The organism is Thermoplasmataceae archaeon (assembly GCA_038729425.1).
Classification (GTDB): Archaea; Thermoplasmatota; Thermoplasmata; order Thermoplasmatales; family Thermoplasmataceae; genus B-DKE.
In genome coordinates, this window is record JAVYSB010000002.1 from 190,917 (window position 1) to 212,374 (window position 21,458).

The window sequence follows — 21,458 nt, forward strand, 5'->3', positions numbered from 1 at the left end:
ATGGCAGAGCCAAAGTCGCAACTGGGTAAGAAACAGAAGAAACTGCTGAAGTATAAGATAGAGAGAGCAAGAAGAAGGACTCCATTCAGAAGGCAGGAGTGGTTCAGGTATGCCAGGTTCAGCGATTCGTGGAGGAAACCAAGAGGCAAGCATTCCAAACTAAGAGAACATCTAGACTGGAGGCCTCCCGTGGTTGACGCTGGCTTCAGGTCACCTAGAATCGTAAGGGGGCTCCATCCTTCCGGTTTCAGGGAGGTCCTTGTAAATAACGAGAAAGATCTAGTTTCCATAGATCCGAAGGTCCAGGCAGCCAGAATAGCATCCTCTGTGGGAACCAGGAAAAAACTTGCGTTGCAGGAAAAGGCAGATGAACTCAATATTAGAGTTCTGAACAGATTGGTCGAAGGTGAGTAAATGAGAGTTGATACGGCAAAACGGGTAGCAGCAGACAGGTTTAAGTCAGGCACTTCTAGGGTCTGGATCGACGCAAATAGCCTCGACCAAGTATTTGAATCAGCAACAAGATCAGATATAAAGGAACTCATAAACAGGCACGTTATTCAGGTAGAGCCGAAGAAAGGCAACTCCACCTTCAGGCACAAGAAGAGAATTACACAGCTCTCCAAGGAAAGGAGGAGGGGACAGGGTTCGGTAAGAGGCACAAAATTCGCAAGGTTCCCCAGAAAAGATCGCTGGGTGAAAACGGTCCGAGCACTCAGGGATGAGCTCGTGAAACTCAGGAAGCAGAAATCCATAGATCAAAAGACTTACAGGAAGTTTTACAGGCTTATAAAGGGCGGATCCATAAAATCCAGGGCACAGTTGAATTCCCAGATAAGAACAATGGGCTTAATGACAGAGGCAGGAAAATGAAAACACCGGCAGAATTCAAGAGAAAAAGATTAGGATTGACGGATTATAGAAAGAGGCTCAAGATTCTAAGATCTGGCAAGTCGCGGTTCGTAGTCAGGAGATCAGGAAAGGGGGTCATGGTACAGGTCATTAAATACAAACCGGAAGGTGACAACGTCCTGGTTACAGTCACAGACAGGTCACTGAAAAAGATGGGTCTCGACGTATTCGGTAACAGCACCCCTGTTTCATACTTGGTGGGCTACACAGCTGGGCTGAAGGCCAAGAAACTTGGGGAAACAGAAGCTATTCTGGATACGGGAAGGTACAGATTTACAAAGGGTGGTAGACTTGCTGCCGCACTTAAGGGTTTTGTGGATTCAGGGATTGAAATACCGCATGATCCCGAGATATTCCCATCAGAGGAGAGGATCAGGGGAAGCCATCTTTCATCGACGAAACTGAAGATTGGCAACTTTGATGAACTCATGTCAAAGATTGAGGTGAAATAATGGCTGAAGAAGAATGGACGCCAAGGACTCAACTAGGAAAGCTTGTTGCGTCAGGTCAAATTAAGACAATTTCTGAAGCCCTGAGAACAAAACTTCCCCTAAAGGAGTATCAGATTGTTGATTATCTCTTACCTAACCTTAAAGATGAAGTGCTGAACATTGAAAGGGCGCAGAGAATGACGGACTCTGGCAGAAGGATGAATTACTCCATTACGGCTGTCGTGGGGAACGAGGACGGTTTTGTTGGAGTGGGCATGGGCAAGGCGAAGGAAGCTGCACCTGCCATAAGGAAAGCAGTCAACAACGCAAAGCTTAAACTCATTGAAATAAGAAGGGGTTGTGGATCTTGGGAATGCGGTTGCGGAAGGGCCCATACTCTACCGTTTGAAGTCACAGGGAAATCAGGATCAGTAATCGTGACGCTCAAACCCGCGCCGCAGGGTGTCGGAAGAGCTGTTGGCGATGTAGCGAAAATCATTCTAAAACATGCGGGGATAGACGATGCGTGGGGATTCGCAAAGGGACACACAAAGACTACAGTGAATTATTCCCTTGCAGTCTATAATGCCCTCGTAGAGACCTCCAGAACCAAGATTAACCAGTCCATAAAGCTGAGTACACCAATTTATCTGGGTAGTGTTGCAAATGTTAGCAGTAATAAGAATTAGAGGAGAAACAGGAATCAGGCCTGATGCGCAGAAGACAACGGAGCTTCTGAGACTACACAAGATAAATCACCTTGTGGTAATAGAGGACAACGATGTCAACCGTGGCATGATAAGTCGGGTAGAGAATTACGTTACCTGGGGAGAAATCGACAGCGAAACTCTTATAGAGGTTCTCAGAGAGAAAGCCCTTTTTAAGGGTAGAAAGAAGATTCCCGAAGATGGTCTCAAGGATGTAACGGGATATGCATCATACAAGAAATTGGCAGATGATCTTCTCAAGGGGAAGATCAGATACAGTGACGTAAAGGATATTGTACCGGTGATCAGACTGAACCCACCATATAGGGGATACGAAGCAATCAGGAAGCATTACAGGAAGGGAGGGTCTGCAGGATACAGAGGAAAGGAAATCAACGAGCTTATCAGGAGAATGATAAAACCGGGGGTGGATCTTAATGGTAAGAGCAAAGACAAAGAAGCTTAGAGGAGGGCATTACGGTCGAGGAATGAAGGCTGGCAGAGGAAAGGGCAAACGTGGAGGTTCCGGAATGGCCGGTCTTCACAAACACAGATGGGTATGGACCCTTATAAACGATCCGCTCCATTTTGGCGGAAAAGGCTTCACCAGTCACCACCCCTCTAACCCTGACATTCCAATTACACTGAGCGAGCTGAATGAGGAATTTCCCAGACTGCTCTCTAATGGATATGTGAAAGGGGAAGAGGGAAAATACGAGATAGACCTGACATCTGCCGGGTATACCAAACTTCTTGGATCCGGTCTATTCAACAAGAAAGGTATTATAAGAGTCGAGAAAGCCACGGAAAAGGCTATAAGCAAGCTTTCCACTTTCGGAACTACGGTAGAGGTAAATGGCGGCGGAGATACAGAGAAATAAGGGAATAGCAATTCCCATAATCATCCTTTTTGGGATCGTTCTTGCGGGATTCTATTACTTCAGCGGCTATACGGGCTTTAAACTTCTGATCGCTGCTCTGCTGATTGCGCCTTTATTCTATATCGCGTATCTCATCGCAAGCTATAAGGGCCCCAAAAAGAGCAAGCTGTACGGAATTGAAGGTCTAACAGCCAAGTTACCGGCTGTGAAGAAAGCGAAGGGTCACGTAGAATTCAAGTACAAGTTGATGTGGACTGCCATCATCGTAATTCTCTATTTTGCACTGACTAATGTCTATGTCTATGGGTTAAACACATCGCAGACAGTGGATGTCTTTGCCTCGTTCAGGGCAATATTTGCTGGAGCTTCCGGTTCACTGATGGATCTGGGTATCGGCCCAATAGTTACGGCAAGCATAGTCATGCAACTTTTCGCTGGCGCAAAGATCTTCAATCTTGATCTGCAAAATTCCGAGGACAAGGCTATTTACCAGGGGATGCAGAAGCTACTTGTGATAATTATGATATTTGTGGAGGCAATCCCACAGGCTTTTGGATATCTTGTTCCAGATGCTTCGCTGGTCTCTTCGATCAATGCAGTTGTTCCTGGCTACGGGGGGTTCCTTTCACAGGCAATAATAGTAATGCAGTTGTTCTTGGGGTCATATCTGGTTTTCTTGATGGACGAAGTAGTCTCAAAGTATGGGATTGGATCAGGTATCTCACTGTTCATTGCCGCAGGCGTTTCGCAGCAACTGTTCACCGGTACTTTCAACTGGCTACCTCAGGTTGTAGGAACACCCCTCAGTCTCGCCACGGGAAATACGCCGGCTGGAGCTATTCCTAAGATGATTTTCATCATTACCCATGCTTCATCAGGATATATGTACAGCAATGGAGCAGTGCAGATACTCTTTCAACAGCCTAATCCCATGATTGCGCTTGTGGGAACGTTGCTGATATTCTTCATAGTAGCATACTTCCAGAGCAGTAAGATAGAACTTCCAATAGCCCATGAGAGGGTAAGGGGAGCAAGGGGCCGTTATCCTATACAGCTGTTTTATGCCTCAAATATCCCGGTCATACTTGCTACTGCACTTCTTGCCAATGTTTCAATGTGGACTTTGCTTTTCTGGAACAGTCCGGTTTTGAGTAAGATTCCGATAATTGGGCATAACGGCCTGCTCGGGTCTTACCCGTCAGCGGCAATGATAGCCTCATACGGGTCTAACGTGTTGCAGAATACTACCCCTACAGGAGGTCTCGCATACTACCTGTTCACACCCAACGGGTTGTCAGACTGGTTGTTCCCAATATTGCAGCCTTCATCCTATTCAAGCATATTGTTAGGGCATGCACCGTGGCAGGAGGGAATGCATATACTGGTTTTTGTTGCATTCATGGTAATAGCATCTGTTATTTTTGCTAAGTTCTGGATCGAGACAACAAATATGGGTGCAAGCTCTGTGGCTAAACAGATTCAATCTAGCGGGATGCAGATTCCCGGATTCAGAAGGGATCCAAAGGTCATGGAAAGGGTACTTTCTAAGTACATTCCTGCAATTACTGTATTCAGTGGGGCTACCGTTGGCTTGCTGGCAGCAGGGGCTAACCTTATTGGTACTGTAGGAGATACCAGTGGTACGGGTCTATTACTTGCTGTGGGCATTGTGATTCAGACGTATGAAGCGATGGGAAGAGAGCAACTAATGGAAATGCACCCTGTAATAAGACAGTTCTTTGCGGGAGGATGATTGACATGAGAGTTGTAATTTGTGGGGTAGCCGGTGTTGGAAAATCCACAGTTCTTGAAATAGTGTCCAAAAAGACCCACTATGACATCATCAACTATGGAACGCTTATGTTTGAGATGGCAAAGGAGATACACCTTGTTGAAGACAGGGACCAACTACGCAAGCTGAATGTGGACACGCAGGTCAACCTCCAGAAGAAAGCCTCAAATGCAATTGGCCGAATGGACAACGTTATCATCGACACCCATATGGCCATAAAGAGCCCAAGAGGATATCTTCCGGGGTTGCCTGAATGGGTTTTACGTGAATTGAAGATCTCTTCGTATTTCCTACTTGAGGCTGATGAAAAAATAATAGAGAGCCGCAGAAACAAGGATGGAACAAGGAGGAGGGATGAAGATACAGTGGAATCCATCAGGGAACACCAGCAGGTAAACAGAATGTTTGCACTTTCTTATGCAGTGTTCTCAGGAGCGACGGTGAATTTCATAGAAAATCCTGAGGGTAAACCAGAAATAGCAGCAGATAATATAGTCAAGAGGTTGGTAGCTGGTGAGTGATACAAACGTACAGAAACCGATGTCATCGCAGGATGCGATGAAGAAGACTATGGGCTTTCAGTTCATATACATGTTCATGATGCTTATCATGCTGGTTCTTCTTTCGCAACAGTCCATAAGAAATACCATCGGCTCTGCAATGAACGTTGTCCTCTTCCCGGTTTTCGGCTTCGGCTACGCAATGCCTCTAATGACAATCTTTCTCATAGGTATACTCATAGGCCTCATAACTTCCATCCCGAGATATCTTTTCACTGACTGGATCAGCATGGGTAGAAGCCAGAACAGAATGAAAGCATTCAACAAAGTATACAGGGAAGCATTCCGGCAGAATCAGAAAGACAAGGTCGCCAAACTAAATAAGATGAGAATGGACATCACAATGGAACAGCAGCAGCAATCCATGAATACGATGAAACCGCTCATGATATTGACGTTTTTCATTTTCCTGATCTATTACTGGCTTTTCGTTTTTGTTCCGGCTCTTCCGTACCAGATCATTGCTACGCCCTGGGACCCGAATATAAACCTCGCCACGGCATATGTGTGGATTGCGCCATACTGGATGGGAATCTATTTTGTGGCAAGCCTGGTGATAGGCTATTTCGCAACGATGATCATAAAATACGTAGATTTCTCATTCAAGCTCAAGAAATATGAGAAGAGAGAGATAGATGCTATTAACAATTAGTGGCGACATAGGTAGTGGTAAATCTACTGTCGCACATCTTCTTTCCGCTAGGCTTGGCTATGCTTATGTCTCCGGAGGGGACATTTTTCGTCAGGAAGCTAAAAAGCGTGGCATGACACTGGTCGAGTTCGGAACACTTGCCGAACGAGATGACAGCATAGACCGTGAATTAGACAGGATCCTGCTGCAGGAGCTCGGGACCAAGAAGAACGTGATAGTGGATTCCAGGCTTTCAGGATGGTTATGCTTTATGAATGGAATATATGCCATCAAGGTCTTCGTAACAGCGCCCTTTGAGATAAGGGTAAGAAGAGTAATGTACAGGGAAAACCAGCCTGAGGAACAAGTAAGGGAAGAGATAATTAACAGGGAAGAATCTGAGAAGAAGAGATATATGTCATATTATGACATAGACTATGCCAGAAAGGACATTTACGATCTGATCGTGGATTCAGGAAGCAAGAGTGCCGAAGAAATAGCGGATGAACTTTATGATAGGGTCTTGGCAGTCTCCGGAAAGTGAACCTGAAGGGTTTATTGTAATAGACAAGCCAAAGGGCCCGACCAGCCACCAGGTGGACTTCTGGGTGAGGAAAATAACGGGGTGCGATAGGGTAGGACATATCGGAACTCTTGATCCGAATGTTTCCGGCGTCCTGGTGATGGCAATGGGGCGTGCCACGAAGCTCATAGAGATAGCACATGAAGAGCCAAAGGAATATATCTGTGTAATGAGGACGTATGCCGATGTTCCGGAGGATCGAATCAGAGAGGTTCTCAAGGAGTTCACTGGTGATATCTACCAGCTTCCACCGGTGAGATCAGCCGTTGCCAGAAACCTGCGTATCAGGAAGATTTATTCCATAGATCTCATGGAATACGCTGGCAGACTATCTCTTCTCAAGATCAAATGTGAATCTGGAACATATATCAGGACACTCTGTACAGACATGGGGTATGCGCTTGGATGCGGTGCGCAGATGGCAGAACTGAGAAGAACAGCTACCGGGCCGTTCAACGAGGAACATATGGTTACTCTCCAGGAATTAAAGGACGCCGTTTACCTCAAGGACACGTCTTCAGGGAAACGTTATTCGGAAATTCTTCTCCCAGTAGAATTCATGTTCAGGGGATACCCAAAGATAGTAGTTAAGAATAGTTCACTTGAGAATATAGCACATGGATCTGATCTCTTCCCTGGAGGAATAAAGGCTATAATAGGCACACCCTCCAGGGGAGAAAGGGTATGTGTTGTATCAGAAGATAACTACGTTGTTGGCACCGGCAAGATGATGGTTTCGTACAATGACATTCTAGACCTGAAAGTGGTGGACTTTGATAGAATCCTTATATCCCCAAGAACTAAGGTAGCTGTCAAAAATGAGCAAATCCAGAAAAGAGATATTGTGGTACGGCAAGAGAAGCGGCAGGGACGTCCACCTGTTCAAAGATTTGGAACAAGACCCAGAAGGGATACTCGACGACTTGAGGAAAGGAAAAATCCCAGAAACACAGGGGGAGAAAAACCAGGGTGGAATACCGGATTTAAGGGAAATCCTTATCAATTACGGAAAAAGAAGAATAAGGGAAGAATTCGCTGAGGACCAGGTTCTGATTAAACTTCAAGGAGTAAAGGCAGAACTGGACAGGATGATAAACAGCTATTTTGAGAGCGCCATATCCTTTGCCTCATTGTCTGGAGTTACTTATCAGGAAGATGATCCCTGTTTATTTTTCATTAGGAATCTTGAGAGGGTTCCAGATAACGAAGAGGGATCTGAAGTTATGAGGGAGATGTGGCAGACAGGAATCGACCTCTGTGATTTCAGGAGAACACTTTCCGAGTATCTCAAGAAAGAAGTCAGAAAAATCATGTATAACACTTCCGGGTTGGTGGGAGAGGATCTCAGCCTGGATATTTTATCAACAGGCGGTGGACTGAAAAGGCTCGTGAAATATCCGTCCAGTACAATTCAGGTTCTTGGAGCCGAAAAGTCGTTTTTCAAACATATGACAACGGGAAGTCCACCTCCAAAACATGGAGTAATATTCCGACACCCTGAAGTCTCCCCATTAAAGTCATCAATGAGGGGAAAAGTATCACGCATGATAGCCAACAAGATAGCTATCACTACGAGAGCAGATTACCTTGGAACTAAGCTCGATATAGAGTTAATGAAACAGCAGATGGATAAAAGAATCAAGCAGATAAAATCAGGTCAGTAGTTGGTGAGATCTCTCTGGTAGAGATATTTCTCTCCTGGTATGCTTACTGGATACTCAGCGGTCAGGCAGCCAAGGCAGAGGCTCTTTCTTTCCATCCCTATGGATCTCACAAGCCCCTCTATTGAGATATACGCGAGGGAATCTGCACCAATTTCCCTGTTTATTTCTTCAACTGTTTTTCCCCTGGCAATAAACTGATCCTTTGTCTTCATGTCAACGCCGAAGTAACACGGAGCAACAATCTGAGGGGAACCGATTCTCACATGGACTTCTGTTGCACCCGCCTTTCTCAACAGGGAAACGATATGTTTCATGGTATTCCCTCGGACTATGCTGTCATCGACCAGCACGACACGTTTACCATCCACGACCGACCGGATCGCATTAAGCTTCATCTTTATAGAAGCGGTTCTCTGTGCCTGTGAGGGCATGATGAAAGTCCTTCCGGAGTACCTGTTTTTGATCAACCCCTCACTGTAAACTATCCCTGATTGCTGTGAAAAGCCCAGTGCCTGCGCCCTGCCAGAATCTGGAACAGGAATCACAACATCTGCCTCCACGGTGCTCTCTCCAGCGAGAAACCTGCCCAGTTTAATCCTCGTTTCAAAGACCTCTATATTATCTATTATACTGTCCGGTCTCGCGAAGTAAACATATTCGAACATACAGTGTGCTTCATCGTGAGAAGGCGCCAGGAAAAGGCGTTTAGGGCCAAGCAGGGTCAATTCTACAACCTCACCAGGCAGAACATCGCGGATGATCTCTCCTCCGAGAACATCCATGGCGCAGCTTTCTGAAGCCACTATGTAGGTATTTTCTGCTTTTCCAAGTATAAGCGGCCTTATGCCCAAAGGATCTCTGATTGCAAAAAGCCTGTCGTCAATCATAAATGCGGCTGAATATGCCCCTCGAAGTTTTGACATTGCGATTTTCATGCCATTGACAAGGCCATTATCAGCAATTTCCTTGGAAAATTCCATTAACATTACTTCAGTATCAGTAGAGGTTGAAAATGTAGCGCCCCTTCTTTTCAGCTCTTCGCTGAGCAGATCGGCATTAGTAATTTCTCCGTTATGTGATATGGCGAGATATCCAGATGCGCTTGAAATTACAAATGGGCCAGCATTTTCAATGGTCTTCGTTCCCATTGTGGAATATCTTGTATGGCCAATTCCCACATTTCCAGAAATTGGATTATCTTTATCGGAAAAAACATCGTTTACCAGCCCCATCCCTTTTTTTACTTTCATCATGGAGCCATCAAATGCAGCTATCCCTGCGCTTTCCTGACCTCTGTGCTGGAGAGACTTTAACGAGCTTAATATAAAGCCATATGCTTGGTCTGGGGATATCACCCCTACTACCGCACAATGATCATTTGGTTTTTGCCCAGTTATAAGATCTTCTTCTTGCTGCGGGAAATCCACAGTGAGAGCACCTCTTTTGCCTGATGTGGTAAGTGTGATGCCCACATCTCCTGCAAGTAATATGAACCTTCTTATTGTTCATCTTCCCCATTGAGCTAGTTCCAGTACTCATATTCAATCACTCCTTGATGGCGAAACGAAAATTACATTGTCTCCTCTTACAAGGATCCTCTCGTGAACTCCCTTAGATTCACCGCCGATTATTTCGCCAGCATCCCTGATCACAAGATTCATGTAAACATCGTATCCTTCCAGTATGCCAGAGTATCCTCTGTTCCCTTTCACATCTACAAGCACATTTTTCTCTATGGAGTTTTTTAGCACGTCAAGCGGTTTAATAGCATTAATGATGGGTTTTGGCATAGTAGTTCTGCTGACAAATTGTTATAGCCTATTTAACCATGCCGACATGATTCAGTAATTATGGGCTCTTGTGCAGAGATAGTGCATGTCACACACGCTATGTTCAAGATCTTACAGAACTTGTAAGATGATACAGATTAATTATCCCGTCGAGAGATCAGACAATAATATAATATCATTAAGAATGTAGGGTTCAGATGCCAGATCCCGATTCAGAGCTTAGTGACCCGGATCATATCAGGGCTTTGATCCGAGATATTTATTTGGCGAAGAGCCGCCAAGAGAAAGAGGAAAAGCTGGCGGATACCATCACATACCTTAAGGGTTTTGACAATGATCCGGGCAAATTCAAGGGGCTGGACCTGAATCACGAAATATCTAAATTAATAACTAGTGTAAAGAAGATCAGTCACTCAAGGATTAAGCCTCTCCTGACGGAACTTCTGATATTTTTCCCTGACAACTTGGATATTAAGCATTTTTATTCTGTTATTATATATAAAAAAGAACAGCCTGACGAATTTGTTGAATATGTGTATTCGGACAGCGATTTTTGCGGTGACGAAGATACTGAATCAAGATTCATGGAATCTTATGATAATATATCCGACCCTGCAAAGGCTGCGATCTTTTTCTCCATGTGTGGCAAATACGATCAGAAGATGTTCTCCAGATACTTTCAGGAGTCTCTTGATGACGATACTAGTGCTACAATCATCAAGAATTTCCAGAAGAGCGAGAAATATGGTGACCTATCCAGGTTCCTGGAAGTTGTAACGGAGAAGGAGCACTCTATAGCTTACGATACGGAACTGATAAACTCATATCAGAAGGCCGGAGAACTTGGAAAGATGTCGAAAGCAATCAGCAAGCTCAACTATGATGAAATAGGAGATGTTGACAGCTTCATGATCTTAATCAAGAAGAGCATCGCGTCCGAGAACTATCCTCTGGCTTCAGAAATAGCTAGGCATGCGCTTTCGGAGTATCCGGAAGATCACCAGCTTCTCTCGGCACTCGGGGATTCATTATATCTTTCGAAGAATTATGATGCTGCTCGTGAAACATTCACAGGTATCCACAATCTTTTCAAGGACGATTATGACGCCGTTAGGAAACTAATAAGCATCAGCGAAGAAACAAGGGACTTCAAGGACATGATAGAATGGATTGATATCCTGTGTTCGGAGCTGGTCTGCTCTAAGGACGAAGTGTTGAAGAAGATTAGAGCAGAAATTGAGCTTTCAATGTTCGACGATGCGCTTAGGGACATCAATGAACAAAATTCTCCGGTTAAGGATCTGGATTTCTGCAGGTTGCTCTTTGACCTCGACATTAAGCTAGGTAAGGTAACGGATTCTCTGAACATGGCAGAGGAAATACTCAAATTATCTCCCGGCGATGAACCCGCTACAACCTATATACTGGATGATCTGTTCAAAAAGTCCAACTATGAGGGATTTCTCGACAGAATTTCCAGGATAGAGAATGAAAACACCAGATCAATGTATGAAAGCAAGGTGGTAGCCGCTCTCCTTTACCTCGGAAATTTTGAGGAAGCTGTAAAAAAAATAACCGTGAACCCATCGGTTATCCAGAGCGAATACCTGATAGATGCTATCTATTCTGTTGTTGACAAGGATGAAGAAATTCTCGAGATTCAGCATGCTGTACTGCTGACCGGTGTAAAGAGCCCTTACATTGAAATGGTGCTGGACAATGTTAGGGGGAAGAAGGTCATCGTTAGGGACTCCCTGCCTGAGATTGTTACCGACTCATCTCCTGTCTCAGTTGTCTCCATAGTCACCTTCGACAATGTTCATGACACTCCTGAAGTGATTCCAGATGCCCTGAGAAAACTAATATCTAAGCCAAAATACAAGAACATCCAGATAATTATAGACACAATATCTGAAATCAATTCGTCAAGAGTGTCAAAAGACATAATGATATTCCAGCAGGAGCGTTTCCCGGCGATCACGGCACTGATAAGAAAAGGCTATCTGGACAAGGCGAGGGAGCAGCTTAATTCCCTAGTCGACAAGAGGGACAAGGATCCGTTTTATGACTATGTCGAAGCATTGCTCCTTTTCAAAGAAGGTGACATAACCCAGTCGGAGAAATCCATAGCTAGGGCAATATCCATGCTTTCGAATGTTGACTTCTTTAATCTGGAAATCAGCATTAACCTGCTAAAAAATCGGGAAAAAGCGGCACTCAACGATATTGACACTATCCTTGCCATAGGATGCGGAGATTTCATTGATTTTTCTGAACTGTACGCTTACGTTGGCCGGACCGGGTCATTTGAATTCAGGAACAGATTGCTTGAAGCACTTTCTGATGTCAGAATAGAAAACCCATGGTTCTACAGGTTACTGAGAGACCGAGAGATAGCTGCATCTAATTTCGTGCCGGCCGAGAAGTATTCGAGGAACATCATTTCTGGGGAGGATGTCAAGGACGAAGATATTAAAGCTCATGTTCATATCCTGGAAAATCTCGAACTGGGAGATACGGTAATAGAATTCTTGCTTGAGCAGGAGGAACGCGGAGGATCAATTTTTATCGAAAACATGATCGGAGACTGGTATTTCGAAAAAGGGGATTTCAATGATGCGCTGGCATTTTATACAAAAGCGATCTCAAGAGGTGCCAAACCGGAATCTATTTCTAATTATATCGAAACACTGATCGAGACGAAGAATTTTGATGAAGCAAGAAAATTGATAGGGGCAAATAGTCCAAGTGGAATGGATCAACTCAAGCTATATTACAAAGCTGGGGAGATACAGAAAATAATCGATCTCCTCAAGAATATCCGCGTGGAGACAAGGGAGGACGAGGAGAGAATTTCATACATCTCCAGAGTTTTATGGATCAACCGGGAGGTCAGGGACATCCTGATTGGGATATATGAACAGGAAGGTTTCCTGTTCCTTGGTCATATAATATCCGACAGGCTCATGGATTCCAATGAGTATGAGAGAGCTATAGACGTTATGAGAAACATCCGAAAGAATTATCCGGAAGATGTGGGCAACCTCCTTAAGCTCTCAGGTGCGTACGAAAAAATCGGGAAATACAGGGAAGCCGTTGAAGTTTTGCAGCATGCGATTAAGATCGCCGTGGAAACTGAAAATAAGGCAAAGATCGTAGACAGCCTGCTGAGAATATATTACGGCCAGAGAATGTACATAGAGATCAGGAAATTCTACGAGTCAAACCGTGATATGATAGATTCTACAAACATTCATTTCATCGTGCGGAGCTACCTTGAGCTTGGGGACTATGACTCTGCAGAATCTCTTGTGGGAAAATACCACGGGTCTATCGTAAGTAACGAGACTTTTCAGGAATTTACGGAAGAGATCGGCAAAGCCAGGGAATTACGGGACATAATGAACTATGCAGACAGGCTGCTGAGACTTGAATACAAGGCTGGAAAGAAATTCTCTATTGAAGACGCGGTTTCAAGAGCTGCGATACCTCTTGAAAAGGTGGAAGATGTCTTCTTATTCCTTACCGGCGACCAGGGATACACCGATATGAACGACGAAAAATATGAAATGCTATCCCGAGACATCATACAAAGAGTATGCAAGAAGACAAAGGTAAGTAACATAGGCGATCTAAACATAAGCGTTATTTACAACAATATGGACAGACGCGACGTGACAATAGCGAAAAACATTTACGCATATATCAAGAGAGAAACTTCGAGAGTAAGAAAACCAAGGATTGAAGATCAGGATTTGCAAAAACTTTTGCGGATTGCACTCAAGCAGGACACCGGACCAGAACCATACAGAGTAGCCTGTAGGCTCAATATTGGTGTCTCGGAGGCCATGGAAGTTATTTCGCTGATGAGCTATGTGTCATCGGTTAATACTGGAGGGAGAGCTGGAAGTGTTTAACGATTATTTCAGGCCGTCCAGCAGAGAAGAGACTCGCGATATCCTGATTTCAGTTGGTGCTCTTACCCTGGCCTTCTTCATTCTCAATGCTATACACAGCCCGACGCGGCTCAGTGCTTATGATGCAGCCGAATATATGCTTGAGGCGGTTGTTGGGATGGCATCAGCTTTTCTTCTCCATGAATTATCACATAGGTATCTCGCCAGAAAATATGGAGGTACCGCGTACTTCAGAATGTGGCCATTCGGCATAGTACTTGCACTGATAACTTCGGTGATCGGGATCATATTTGCGGCTCCTGGAGCCGTGAACATTTCTGGGTTATATGGAAAAGACCAGGTCGGGAAGATAGCACTGGCGGGACCAATGACTAACCTGATACTGGGTATTATCTTCCTCGGAATTGCAGCAGCTACATTGCCTGGTTCTCTTATGTCAAATGTTTTCTATTTCGCCGCAACCATCAATGTGTGGTTTTCGTTCTTCAACATGATACCGTTCCCTCCTCTGGACGGGTCAAAGGTAATAAGGTGGAACATGAGCTATTATCTTATTTTCACGGCATCTTCGCTTGCGATGGCCGTGTATCTGTTCTTTTAATACTGATCACACTATCTCCCTGAAGGACTGATCCTCGCTGGTTAGGAAGAAAATTGAACTCTCGCCTACGTCAATTCTGTACTTTATGACGCTAGTTACTGATCGTTGCTTAAGGTTTATGACCAGGTCATCATGATTCTTCATATATTCCCAAATGCCTCTTCCCGGCTTGAGAATTACGCCAAGGTATGGAGGTTCAACCGATGCAGTGAATGTGTGGATTAACTTTTCCGAATTGGCCTTTCCATCGAGATAAAATGTAACGCTGATTTCCATGCTGAAAGGATCTTCTTGCTATAGATAATACCTGCCATGATTATGAATAGTATAACGTGACCTGCTTAGAGAAAGTCAGTCTTGGACAAGGATTAAATATCTTTCTAATATCCGATAAAACGGAGCATCTGCCAAAGGCTATTCATAAAATACGTATTCAGGATTGCGGGAGAGCTTCAGGAATGATGATAGATGAAGTATAAGGATACATGCACATCTTGCGGGATTGGGCTTGTTGAGGTAGGGTATTCGATATTCGACTGCCCCAACTGCGGAGAAGAAGTTATTGGCAGATGCAAGGACTGCAGGGAACACTCTACGCATTACGTCTGCGGCTCTTGCGGATTCGAAGGACCTTAGGGGATTCAGATGGGCGACGTTTGCGTGGTGTTCAAGGTGCTTCCGGAGGATTCGGAGCTGAAGATTGAGTTGCTGGAAAGCAGGATTGTTGAGAGGATAAAAGGAATTTGCGAAGTCAACAAGGTAGGGGTGGAAGACATAGGCTTTGGTATAAAGGCTCTGAAAGTCCAGGTTGTTGTTCCCGATGAAGAAGGAAAGATAGACAGGGTAGAGCAGGCCATTTCTGCCGTTCCTGGCGTGGGCCAAGTGGACAGTGAAGACGTAACACTGGTCTAATCCGTGCACAAGAATACTTTTCGTAATGATTTGTGCATAAAAAATATATTTTTTGAAAATGTAAATCTAGATTCTTTTACTGAGAGTTTACAGGGAAGAGTTAAGAGGCTGTTTCCATAAAAAAATTTCAGCTGACAAATGGTAAAATTATCCGAGAATTGCATTAATTGCCGGACCAAGCGGAACATATGATGAGATTTCCCTGACATGATCCACCTCTACCGGCATTTTTACGGAAAACCGGTTGAGCCAAACCGCACGTATGCCTGCATTAATAGCTCCAACGATATCCTGTTCCCAGGTATCGCCAACCATTACGGTTTCACTCGGTATAGTGTCTGCCTTGGTCATCGCAAATTCAAAAATTCTTGAATCCGGCTTTGAAACTCCAACCTCTCCAGAGGTAACGAGAATATCTACAAGATCACTCAGGCCACACAATTCAAGTTTCCTAGCCTGGCCTACAGTGGGGTTGTTGGTTATGACACATATCAACGTGTGTTTCTTCTTGAGCTCGTAAAGTAGTTTTTTTGCCCCGGGCACGGGACTCAAACTTGAGTCATAACTATCAGTGAAAATTCTTACTGCATCAGTAATCTCCTGCTTGTGTGGTTTCATCCCGAAGTGCTCAAATACCATGCCCAGCCGCCTGCTCCTGAACAGCATCATCTCACTGTCTGTTTTGATCGGGGTACTCGGGAGAAATCTGTACCATGATTCTGTCCACACACGGTCCATTTCAAAGAGCGGTGCATTTATTAACTCTGAAAAATGATTCTTCAATTCCACAAACGCGTATATCCTGGCATACGCATAATCTGTTAGCGTGTCATCAAGGTCGAAGAAAACCGTTTTTGCTTCTGGCATATCTTTGCTGTTATTATCTCAGGAGTATTAACGATTTTTAATATGGCTTCTTTCTGTCACATGAAGTTGAAAAATAGCGATATACTGGGATACTTCACATTAGGATCTTTCAATTCACCCAGGTTTTCCTGCTGACGTGGGAATGGGAATCCTGCGGTTCGTGAAATTGAAAGAAGGAGACTATTGTTTCCTGACTAATTTTCGAGTCTCTCTGTAAACAGTTTACTGTTTTTTCGAGAGATTGGATAATCTCCGGTTCCTGCTCCTGTGAATAAACCACGACAAAAGTTTTCCGGATCTTCCCGATATCGAAGTAATTTGAATGTCTGACCCTTCAAGTTTATGTAATAGGGAAGCCACTGCAGCCGGATCGCCTGTTACTTTTGCAGCGTATCTGTCTGCACTCCCTTTTTGGTTAACAGCGATAATACCGACAATTACAGGAGAGAATATGATCTCAACAAACATTAGAATGCCTACTACAGGAAGGATGATAACACCGAAGTTTGGAAAACCACCCATCATTACATAAGCAAAGATGTCGGCTTCAAAGGCAAAGAAAGTTGCGATCAAGTAAATCATTTTGACATCTTCATTATGAAAGTACTTGTATATTGAATAGGCAAGTAAAGCTTTCATTTCTTCTGGGGAAAGCATCTTTGCAAATGAATCAAGCAGAAATATCTTCTTTTCCCTGCGTACTGTATAAATTTTCCTGTCTGGGCGTACCATAAGTTCCGAAAGGAAGACAGAAGGAATATTGCCGTCATCACGTCCAAGCGTTCTGTGGACCATTTCTGTCAGATTTGCACTGTACACCCCGCCCGGAACCGTATTATCTGCTTTTCTTTTCGTAAAGCGGATAATGGAGTATGAAGCCGAATATAAGAGGGCGGTTAAGATTATAATTCCCAAGATTTGTTTTTCCAGCAGGGAGGGTAAATATGCGATCGTTGACACTAGGGTAGCTATGCTTCCCTCAACAAGATATAACACCAGAAATACAACAGCTCTGGACTTTATACTGTATCTCAGTAGCCATACAACAAGATAAGAGGAAACCAGAAGAGATGACCAGATAATGGGGAGTAGGTAAATGATTTGAAGTAACTTGCTTGACCCAATTTCTACAAGGATAAGCAGCGGAATACTCATTAATGTGCTAGGGAAGAATTCAAAGGCTCTCCTCACAATCTCATAAGTGCTTAAATTATTTAAACCCTATTTCCCCAACAGAACAAACGTGCAAATTAACTGTTCTCCTCATGACTCGATTAAAATTAGCAACTCTGCCAAACTAGCCCTGAGTGAAGGTGCTGCTCTTTTTCGATGTCGGGATTTTCCTACCGGAAGGTCTTCTTCAATGCAGAGTCTAGGGCACAAGAAGCTCACATGTCAAGTAAACGACTTTTATATCAGGGATAAATGATTTAAAGAGTTAACGTATCACTAGAATTGCGTATCAGAAGGTAGAAATCTATGTATGACTGCTCAAAGATTCATAAGATTACAATACAATTTGCGGCTGAAGGACCCGGCAAGTATGCAGCCGATTCTTGGAAAGTTTTAAGCGAGGAGGAATCGAGGGCAATATGCCAGATAGCCAATGATACCGGAAAATCCATCGAATATATTATAAAGTCTCATAATGAAAAGAAGGTCAGGTCGATAGTTATAAACACAGAAGTGCACATGCCCGATCCAACGAAAAAGAAAGCCGCTGCGGAAGCTTAGTAATACTAATCAGTGCCTGAGACGGGTACCACCATCCACTGGAAGGACCACTCCATCGACCAGTAGTGATTCACTGTCTGCTAGCCATGTTACAGCGTTAGAAATGAGTTCTGGGGGGTCTCTTGGTCCTCCAAGTACGTAATCATCCGCTGAACCGCCGATTGAATAAGGTGCCACTGCATTGACGCGAATGCCCTTCTTCAGCAGATAAGCTGCCATTGACATTGTGATGCTGTTAAGGGCACTTTTTGCCAGCGAATAGGATAATTTCTTCGGATCAGGGTATCGGAAGGTTTCCACGCTGCTGAATAGAATTATGGAAGAACCTGGCTTCATGAATCTTAATGCCGTGGAGGAAACGTTCACCGGTATGTTTACATGCGACGTTAACATTGGTGAGAGCTGATTCGGTTCATCAATATTATCCTCGCCATATCCACCGACCTGAATCACCAGGCAATCAATGGACCCAAGAGAATCCATAACTTTGTTAATAATTCTGCTTGTATCCTCCTTGCTGGCCAGGTCACCAGCCAAAAAGTAGACGTTTCCCATGTGCTTTAAGGAACTTGCAATGCTCTCAAGCTTGTTACCATTTCTGGAGGAAATGAAAACATCCCAGCCCTTTCTTATGAAATTCGAGATTAGGGGAATCCCAAGAGTTTCGCTGACACCCATTATGGCAACATTACGATTTCTGTTTACCATAACGTAACATACCGTCATTGTGCAAATAGTTACAGCCATGCATGACGATTTATCCTAAAAGACTTATATCCATGCTTGAAATAAGGAGCGACAGCATAAGATTCAATGGTACTGTCCCGGCATGGTAACCTCTCCAGCAGTGGCGGACCAGAGATTTGCCTAGCAGGTATAATGCTTAAAATCGTATGATGGTGATATAGTTGAAAATGCCAAAGACAATGATGATGTATTGCAGATTCTGCAACAAGCATACCCCGCATGAGGTCGAAAGAGTAAGGAAGAAGAAGGCCAGTGAATTCAAGGCGGGACAGAGAAGATTCAGGCGCGTTACCTCTGGTTTTGGAGGTTTTCCAAGGCCTAAGTTTGAAGGAAGAGAGAAGCCAACTAAAAGAGTAAGCATAAGGTTCAGGTGTCAAACGTGCAAGAGGGCATCGACACATCCTACACAGAGGGCAAAGAAATTTGAGCTTATGGAGGCGTGAAAAATGAGTGAGCAGAAATTTGTCAAATTGAAAAGCATTGGAAACAAATTCATAAAGATAAAATGTAAGGACTGTGGAAGTGAACAGATTACTTATTCCAAAGGTTCATCAACTGTTATATGTAACATTTGCGGTGCTACAATAGCTAAGCCCACGGGCGGAACCATATCGGTTTCCGGGGAATTCAGCGGAGAAGCATAATGCGAAAAGAGCTTCCAGATGTTGGTGACCTTGTAGTCGTAACCATCAAGGAAGTCAGAAACTTCGGAGCCAGTGTCAAGCTTGATGAATATCCTGAGAAGGAGGGCTTCGTACACATAGCAGAAGTTGCAACAGGCTGGGTCAAGCACATCCGTGATTTTCTGAGGGAGGGACAGAGAACCGTCTGTAAAGTTCTTGGCGTTAATCAGAGTAGAGGATACGTGGACCTTTCTCTAAAGCGTGTAAACGATCATCAGAGGAGAGAGAAAATATCTGAATGGAAGAACGAACAGAAGTCAGAAAAACTCCTGGAGATCGTCGCAAAATCACTTAAGAAGACCGTTGAAGAATGTGACACTGAATTTGCAGACGATCTTCGACGAACATATGGAAACCTGTACAATGCATTTGATGATGCTGCATCAAATGAAGACTGGTTGCCAGATATCAAAGCTAAATGGAAGAGTGCAATGATAAAAGTCGCGAAGGAGAATATCAATACTCCATTCGTGAAGATAAATGGCATGATTGAGGCTTATTCCACAGCCGGAAATGGGGTTGACATGGTAAAAGACACAATCTCGCAGGGCATGCTACCTGGCGTCAATGTACAGTATGCAGGGGCTCCAAGGTACCGGCTTGTAGTAACTGAAAAGGATTATAAATCAGCCGAAGATTTACTGAAGAAATCAATTCAGGCGATAACCGAAGCTGCGAAAAGGGATTCCGTGAACTTTGAGTTCACTAGAAAACAGTAACGTTATGCACTCATTAATTAGGAAATGCACAGAAAACGGGCACTACACCATGAAGGAGACGTGTCCAATATGCGGTTCGCATACAGAATTCGCTATACCGCCAAAGTACTCTCCATCTGATAGGTTTCAGAAATACAGGTTGAAACTAAGGGAGGCCGAGAGAAATGGAAAAAATAATAATAAATCAATTTAAGAAGCCAAAATTGAATGCGCCAATTTTAATAGGGGGCCTTCCAGGCATAGGTAACATTGGGAAGATCGCAGCGGAATATTTGATCGAAAAGCTAAAGCTACAGAAAATGCTCGACATTTTCTCGGAGTATCTTCCGCCACAGGTATTCATTGGTGATGATAATACTATATTCCTGGTAAGGAACTCAATCTATTACAAGAAGTTCAAGGGGAGGAAAGATCTTATGGTTCTTGTTGGGGATTTCCAGGGCACAACCCAGGAAGGGCAGTACGAAATGTCACACACTGTACTTGAGATAGCTAGGAAGAACAACGTAAGTATGCTTTACACCCTAGGTGGATACAGCATTGGAAAAATCATAGAATCTCCTAGAATACTAGGAGCAGTTACCAATATAGAGTTGAAGAAACCACTTCAGGACAGTGGGGTCGTGTTTCCAAAGGGTGAACCGGGTGGTGGAATAGTTGGCTCCGCCGGCGTAATGCTGGGGCTCGCAAAGGAAATATTCTCAATAAACGGAGCCTGCCTGATGGGGGAGACTTCAGGCTATTTTGCAGATCCAAAAGGAGCAAGGGAAATGCTGAAGGTCCTTTCCACTATCCTTGACGTGGAAATTGATCTTTCCGATATAGAGGAAAGAAGCAAACAGATCGAGCAGATTACTGAGAAGATGCAGGAAGAGGTTCAGGGCAAGAACCAGCCGAAGGAAGACCTGGGATACTTCCGGTGACATCCTCCCCACCTATGGGATGGGGCTTCCTGCCTCTGAGACCGGAGTAGCCATTGTGCGGGTAGAGCCACGATCTTCGCAGGCATAAATTCGGGGGTGCCTCCCTCTTTTTCATACCCCTTTTGTAAACGCTGTTGGCTGCGTTGAGATCCCTTGTTGATCTCTAGACTGCCTCATTGCAATGAAAGATGCGATCCGAAAGCTTCAGATCATCTTTCACCAACCTCACTTGCTGCATTTCCTTTACGTCATCGTCTAGATCATGTTGATGAACTGCGTAATGTTTAGACTTTGTGTGGTCCTGAAAAGCTTGTGGAAGTGATCCTAATGACATTCTATTCCCTTGATCTCTGCATCTTATGTATCAGAGCTACTTCTGACCTTTATTTTGAGGAGATCGACGG

Annotated in this window: 29 protein-coding genes; 22 read left to right on the plus strand and 7 right to left on the minus strand. The window is 44.1% G+C overall.

Annotation, left to right across the window (positions count from 1 at the left end):
• The 12 genes from QW597_02825 to QW597_02880 are packed head-to-tail and all read left to right on the plus strand — an operon-like array spanning nucleotide 1 to nucleotide 8,161.
• Nucleotides 1–414 (plus strand): 50S ribosomal protein L32e, encoded by a 414-nt coding sequence (locus QW597_02825; GenBank protein ID MEM0155522.1) that lies wholly within the window; start codon nucleotides 1–3, stop codon nucleotides 412–414.
• Nucleotides 415–873, plus strand: coding sequence for a 50S ribosomal protein L19e (locus QW597_02830; protein ID MEM0155523.1), 459 nt, complete (start codon nucleotides 415–417; stop codon nucleotides 871–873).
• Nucleotides 870–1,364 carry a 50S ribosomal protein L18 gene (locus QW597_02835; protein MEM0155524.1) on the plus strand — a complete coding sequence of 165 codons (495 nt, stop codon included), beginning with the start codon at nucleotides 870–872 and terminating at the stop codon, nucleotides 1,362–1,364. Before QW597_02830 ends, QW597_02835 begins: the two co-directional genes overlap by 4 nt.
• The gene (locus QW597_02840) at nucleotides 1,364–2,032 is read left to right on the plus strand and encodes a 30S ribosomal protein S5 (GenBank protein ID MEM0155525.1); all 669 of its coding nucleotides are present in this window, start codon (nucleotides 1,364–1,366) and stop codon (nucleotides 2,030–2,032) included. Before QW597_02835 ends, QW597_02840 begins: the two co-directional genes overlap by 1 nt.
• Entirely contained in the window at nucleotides 2,010–2,516 is a 507-nt protein-coding gene (locus QW597_02845; GenBank protein MEM0155526.1) for a 50S ribosomal protein L30, read from the plus strand. The genes QW597_02840 and QW597_02845 overlap by 23 nt, the downstream gene beginning before the upstream one ends.
• Nucleotides 2,488–2,931, plus strand: coding sequence for an uL15 family ribosomal protein (locus QW597_02850; protein MEM0155527.1), 444 nt, complete (start codon nucleotides 2,488–2,490; stop codon nucleotides 2,929–2,931). The genes QW597_02845 and QW597_02850 overlap by 29 nt, the downstream gene beginning before the upstream one ends.
• The gene (gene secY / locus QW597_02855) at nucleotides 2,906–4,684 is read left to right on the plus strand and encodes a preprotein translocase subunit SecY (GenBank protein MEM0155528.1); all 1,779 of its coding nucleotides are present in this window, start codon (nucleotides 2,906–2,908) and stop codon (nucleotides 4,682–4,684) included. Before QW597_02850 ends, secY begins: the two co-directional genes overlap by 26 nt.
• A gap of 5 nt (nucleotides 4,685–4,689) precedes the next feature.
• Nucleotides 4,690–5,244 carry an adenylate kinase gene (locus QW597_02860; GenBank protein MEM0155529.1) on the plus strand — a complete coding sequence of 185 codons (555 nt, stop codon included), beginning with the start codon at nucleotides 4,690–4,692 and terminating at the stop codon, nucleotides 5,242–5,244.
• Entirely contained in the window at nucleotides 5,237–5,935 is a 699-nt protein-coding gene (locus QW597_02865) for an EMC3/TMCO1 family protein (protein MEM0155530.1), read from the plus strand. Before QW597_02860 ends, QW597_02865 begins: the two co-directional genes overlap by 8 nt.
• Nucleotides 5,919–6,458, plus strand: a complete 540-nt coding sequence (locus tag QW597_02870) for an AAA family ATPase (protein MEM0155531.1) — start codon at nucleotides 5,919–5,921, stop codon at nucleotides 6,456–6,458. The genes QW597_02865 and QW597_02870 overlap by 17 nt, the downstream gene beginning before the upstream one ends.
• Nucleotides 6,427–7,536 carry an RNA-guided pseudouridylation complex pseudouridine synthase subunit Cbf5 gene (locus QW597_02875; protein MEM0155532.1) on the plus strand — a complete coding sequence of 370 codons (1,110 nt, stop codon included), beginning with the start codon at nucleotides 6,427–6,429 and terminating at the stop codon, nucleotides 7,534–7,536. Before QW597_02870 ends, QW597_02875 begins: the two co-directional genes overlap by 32 nt.
• Before the next feature lie 49 nt (nucleotides 7,537–7,585).
• Nucleotides 7,586–8,161 carry a ribosomal biogenesis protein gene (locus QW597_02880; protein ID MEM0155533.1) on the plus strand — a complete coding sequence of 192 codons (576 nt, stop codon included), beginning with the start codon at nucleotides 7,586–7,588 and terminating at the stop codon, nucleotides 8,159–8,161.
• Here QW597_02880 and purF read toward each other — a convergent pair.
• Genes purF through QW597_02895 form a run of 3 tightly spaced genes read right to left on the minus strand, consistent with a single transcriptional unit; the run spans nucleotide 8,155 to nucleotide 9,951 of the window.
• The gene (gene purF, locus QW597_02885; GenBank protein ID MEM0155534.1) at nucleotides 8,155–9,588 is read right to left on the minus strand and encodes an amidophosphoribosyltransferase; all 1,434 of its coding nucleotides are present in this window, start codon (nucleotides 9,586–9,588) and stop codon (nucleotides 8,155–8,157) included. The genes QW597_02880 and purF overlap by 7 nt on opposite strands.
• A complete protein-coding gene (locus QW597_02890; protein MEM0155535.1) occupies nucleotides 9,536–9,700 on the minus strand; it encodes a 50S ribosomal protein L37e in 165 nt (54 codons plus the stop codon). Before QW597_02890 ends, purF begins: the two co-directional genes overlap by 53 nt.
• Nucleotides 9,701–9,702: 2 nt before the next feature.
• Nucleotides 9,703–9,951 (minus strand): LSM domain-containing protein, encoded by a 249-nt coding sequence (locus QW597_02895; protein ID MEM0155536.1) that lies wholly within the window; start codon nucleotides 9,949–9,951, stop codon nucleotides 9,703–9,705.
• Between the two features lie 197 nt (nucleotides 9,952–10,148).
• Here QW597_02895 and QW597_02900 point away from each other — a divergent pair, with 197 nt between their 5' ends.
• Both QW597_02900 and QW597_02905 read left to right on the plus strand, forming a co-directional pair.
• Nucleotides 10,149–13,868, plus strand: coding sequence for a hypothetical protein (locus QW597_02900; protein MEM0155537.1), 3,720 nt, complete (start codon nucleotides 10,149–10,151; stop codon nucleotides 13,866–13,868).
• Nucleotides 13,861–14,469, plus strand: coding sequence for a site-2 protease family protein (locus QW597_02905; GenBank protein ID MEM0155538.1), 609 nt, complete (start codon nucleotides 13,861–13,863; stop codon nucleotides 14,467–14,469). The genes QW597_02900 and QW597_02905 overlap by 8 nt, the downstream gene beginning before the upstream one ends.
• 6 nt (nucleotides 14,470–14,475) lie before the next feature.
• On the opposite strand, the gene QW597_02910 is transcribed toward QW597_02905, so the two are convergent.
• A complete protein-coding gene (locus QW597_02910) occupies nucleotides 14,476–14,745 on the minus strand; it encodes a hypothetical protein (protein MEM0155539.1) in 270 nt (89 codons plus the stop codon).
• Nucleotides 14,746–14,937: 192 nt separating this feature from the next.
• Between QW597_02910 and QW597_02915 the strand changes: the two genes are divergently transcribed.
• On the plus strand, nucleotides 14,938–15,105 hold the full coding sequence (locus QW597_02915) for a zinc finger domain-containing protein (protein MEM0155540.1): 168 nt from the start codon (nucleotides 14,938–14,940) through the stop codon (nucleotides 15,103–15,105).
• 9 nt (nucleotides 15,106–15,114) lie between these two features.
• Nucleotides 15,115–15,381 carry an elongation factor 1-beta gene (locus QW597_02920; GenBank protein ID MEM0155541.1) on the plus strand — a complete coding sequence of 89 codons (267 nt, stop codon included), beginning with the start codon at nucleotides 15,115–15,117 and terminating at the stop codon, nucleotides 15,379–15,381.
• Nucleotides 15,382–15,528: 147 nt separating this feature from the next.
• On the opposite strand, the gene QW597_02925 is transcribed toward QW597_02920, so the two are convergent.
• Together QW597_02925 and QW597_02930 are read right to left on the minus strand one after the other, a co-directional pair.
• Complete coding sequence (locus tag QW597_02925) at nucleotides 15,529–16,248, minus strand: HAD family hydrolase (GenBank protein ID MEM0155542.1); 720 nt, start codon at nucleotides 16,246–16,248, stop codon at nucleotides 15,529–15,531.
• A 222-nt stretch (nucleotides 16,249–16,470) separates the two neighbouring features.
• Entirely contained in the window at nucleotides 16,471–17,403 is a 933-nt protein-coding gene (locus QW597_02930; protein ID MEM0155543.1) for a hypothetical protein, read from the minus strand.
• A gap of 324 nt (nucleotides 17,404–17,727) precedes the next feature.
• Between QW597_02930 and QW597_02935 the strand changes: the two genes are divergently transcribed.
• Entirely contained in the window at nucleotides 17,728–17,982 is a 255-nt protein-coding gene (locus QW597_02935; GenBank protein MEM0155544.1) for a hypothetical protein, read from the plus strand.
• Between the two features lie 9 nt (nucleotides 17,983–17,991).
• On the opposite strand, the gene QW597_02940 is transcribed toward QW597_02935, so the two are convergent.
• Nucleotides 17,992–18,729, minus strand: a complete 738-nt coding sequence (locus QW597_02940) for an SDR family oxidoreductase (protein ID MEM0155545.1) — start codon at nucleotides 18,727–18,729, stop codon at nucleotides 17,992–17,994.
• Between the two features lie 167 nt (nucleotides 18,730–18,896).
• Here QW597_02940 and QW597_02945 point away from each other — a divergent pair, with 167 nt between their 5' ends.
• The 5 genes from QW597_02945 to QW597_02965 are packed head-to-tail and all read left to right on the plus strand — an operon-like array spanning nucleotide 18,897 to nucleotide 21,054.
• A complete protein-coding gene (locus QW597_02945) occupies nucleotides 18,897–19,172 on the plus strand; it encodes a 50S ribosomal protein L44e (protein MEM0155546.1) in 276 nt (91 codons plus the stop codon).
• Between the two features lie 3 nt (nucleotides 19,173–19,175).
• A complete protein-coding gene (locus QW597_02950) occupies nucleotides 19,176–19,373 on the plus strand; it encodes a 30S ribosomal protein S27e (GenBank protein MEM0155547.1) in 198 nt (65 codons plus the stop codon).
• Nucleotides 19,373–20,131, plus strand: coding sequence for a translation initiation factor IF-2 subunit alpha (locus QW597_02955; GenBank protein MEM0155548.1), 759 nt, complete (start codon nucleotides 19,373–19,375; stop codon nucleotides 20,129–20,131). Before QW597_02950 ends, QW597_02955 begins: the two co-directional genes overlap by 1 nt.
• A 4-nt stretch (nucleotides 20,132–20,135) precedes the next feature.
• Nucleotides 20,136–20,324, plus strand: coding sequence for an RNA-protein complex protein Nop10 (locus QW597_02960; protein MEM0155549.1), 189 nt, complete (start codon nucleotides 20,136–20,138; stop codon nucleotides 20,322–20,324).
• Nucleotides 20,296–21,054: a proteasome assembly chaperone family protein gene (locus QW597_02965; GenBank protein ID MEM0155550.1), complete on the plus strand. Its 759-nt coding sequence runs from the start codon at nucleotides 20,296–20,298 to the stop codon at nucleotides 21,052–21,054. Before QW597_02960 ends, QW597_02965 begins: the two co-directional genes overlap by 29 nt.
• Nucleotides 21,055–21,458 lie beyond the last annotated feature (404 nt).

Excerpts from the sequence above, each read along its gene's own strand:
- QW597_02920 (MEM0155541.1), top strand. The coding sequence starts at position 15,115 with ATGGGCGACGTTTGCGTGGTGTTCAAGGTGCTTCCGGAGGATTCGGAG.
- QW597_02935 (MEM0155544.1), top strand. The coding sequence starts at position 17,728 with ATGTATGACTGCTCAAAGATTCATAAGATTACAATACAATTTGCGGCT.
- QW597_02875 (MEM0155532.1), top strand. The coding sequence starts at position 6,427 with ATGATAGGGTCTTGGCAGTCTCCGGAAAGTGAACCTGAAGGGTTTATT.
- QW597_02890 (MEM0155535.1), bottom strand. The coding sequence starts at position 9,700 with ATGAGTACTGGAACTAGCTCAATGGGGAAGATGAACAATAAGAAGGTT.
- QW597_02880 (MEM0155533.1), top strand. The coding sequence starts at position 7,586 with ATGATAAACAGCTATTTTGAGAGCGCCATATCCTTTGCCTCATTGTCT.
- QW597_02845 (MEM0155526.1), top strand. The coding sequence starts at position 2,010 with ATGTTAGCAGTAATAAGAATTAGAGGAGAAACAGGAATCAGGCCTGAT.
- QW597_02955 (MEM0155548.1), top strand. The coding sequence starts at position 19,373 with ATGCGAAAAGAGCTTCCAGATGTTGGTGACCTTGTAGTCGTAACCATC.
- QW597_02830 (MEM0155523.1), top strand. The coding sequence starts at position 415 with ATGAGAGTTGATACGGCAAAACGGGTAGCAGCAGACAGGTTTAAGTCA.
- QW597_02870 (MEM0155531.1), top strand. The coding sequence starts at position 5,919 with ATGCTATTAACAATTAGTGGCGACATAGGTAGTGGTAAATCTACTGTC.
- QW597_02835 (MEM0155524.1), top strand. The coding sequence starts at position 870 with ATGAAAACACCGGCAGAATTCAAGAGAAAAAGATTAGGATTGACGGAT.
- QW597_02930 (MEM0155543.1), bottom strand. The coding sequence starts at position 17,403 with ATGAGTATTCCGCTGCTTATCCTTGTAGAAATTGGGTCAAGCAAGTTA.
- QW597_02860 (MEM0155529.1), top strand. The coding sequence starts at position 4,690 with ATGAGAGTTGTAATTTGTGGGGTAGCCGGTGTTGGAAAATCCACAGTT.
- QW597_02900 (MEM0155537.1), top strand. The coding sequence starts at position 10,149 with ATGCCAGATCCCGATTCAGAGCTTAGTGACCCGGATCATATCAGGGCT.
- QW597_02965 (MEM0155550.1), top strand. The coding sequence starts at position 20,296 with ATGGAAAAAATAATAATAAATCAATTTAAGAAGCCAAAATTGAATGCG.
- QW597_02960 (MEM0155549.1), top strand. The coding sequence starts at position 20,136 with ATGCACTCATTAATTAGGAAATGCACAGAAAACGGGCACTACACCATG.
- QW597_02915 (MEM0155540.1), top strand. The coding sequence starts at position 14,938 with ATGAAGTATAAGGATACATGCACATCTTGCGGGATTGGGCTTGTTGAG.
- QW597_02925 (MEM0155542.1), bottom strand. The coding sequence starts at position 16,248 with ATGCCAGAAGCAAAAACGGTTTTCTTCGACCTTGATGACACGCTAACA.
- QW597_02825 (MEM0155522.1), top strand. The coding sequence starts at position 1 with ATGGCAGAGCCAAAGTCGCAACTGGGTAAGAAACAGAAGAAACTGCTG.
- QW597_02945 (MEM0155546.1), top strand. The coding sequence starts at position 18,897 with ATGCCAAAGACAATGATGATGTATTGCAGATTCTGCAACAAGCATACC.
- QW597_02895 (MEM0155536.1), bottom strand. The coding sequence starts at position 9,951 with ATGCCAAAACCCATCATTAATGCTATTAAACCGCTTGACGTGCTAAAA.
- QW597_02910 (MEM0155539.1), bottom strand. The coding sequence starts at position 14,745 with ATGGAAATCAGCGTTACATTTTATCTCGATGGAAAGGCCAATTCGGAA.
- QW597_02850 (MEM0155527.1), top strand. The coding sequence starts at position 2,488 with ATGGTAAGAGCAAAGACAAAGAAGCTTAGAGGAGGGCATTACGGTCGA.
- QW597_02950 (MEM0155547.1), top strand. The coding sequence starts at position 19,176 with ATGAGTGAGCAGAAATTTGTCAAATTGAAAAGCATTGGAAACAAATTC.
- QW597_02940 (MEM0155545.1), bottom strand. The coding sequence starts at position 18,729 with ATGGCTGTAACTATTTGCACAATGACGGTATGTTACGTTATGGTAAAC.
- QW597_02840 (MEM0155525.1), top strand. The coding sequence starts at position 1,364 with ATGGCTGAAGAAGAATGGACGCCAAGGACTCAACTAGGAAAGCTTGTT.
- secY (MEM0155528.1), top strand. The coding sequence starts at position 2,906 with ATGGCGGCGGAGATACAGAGAAATAAGGGAATAGCAATTCCCATAATC.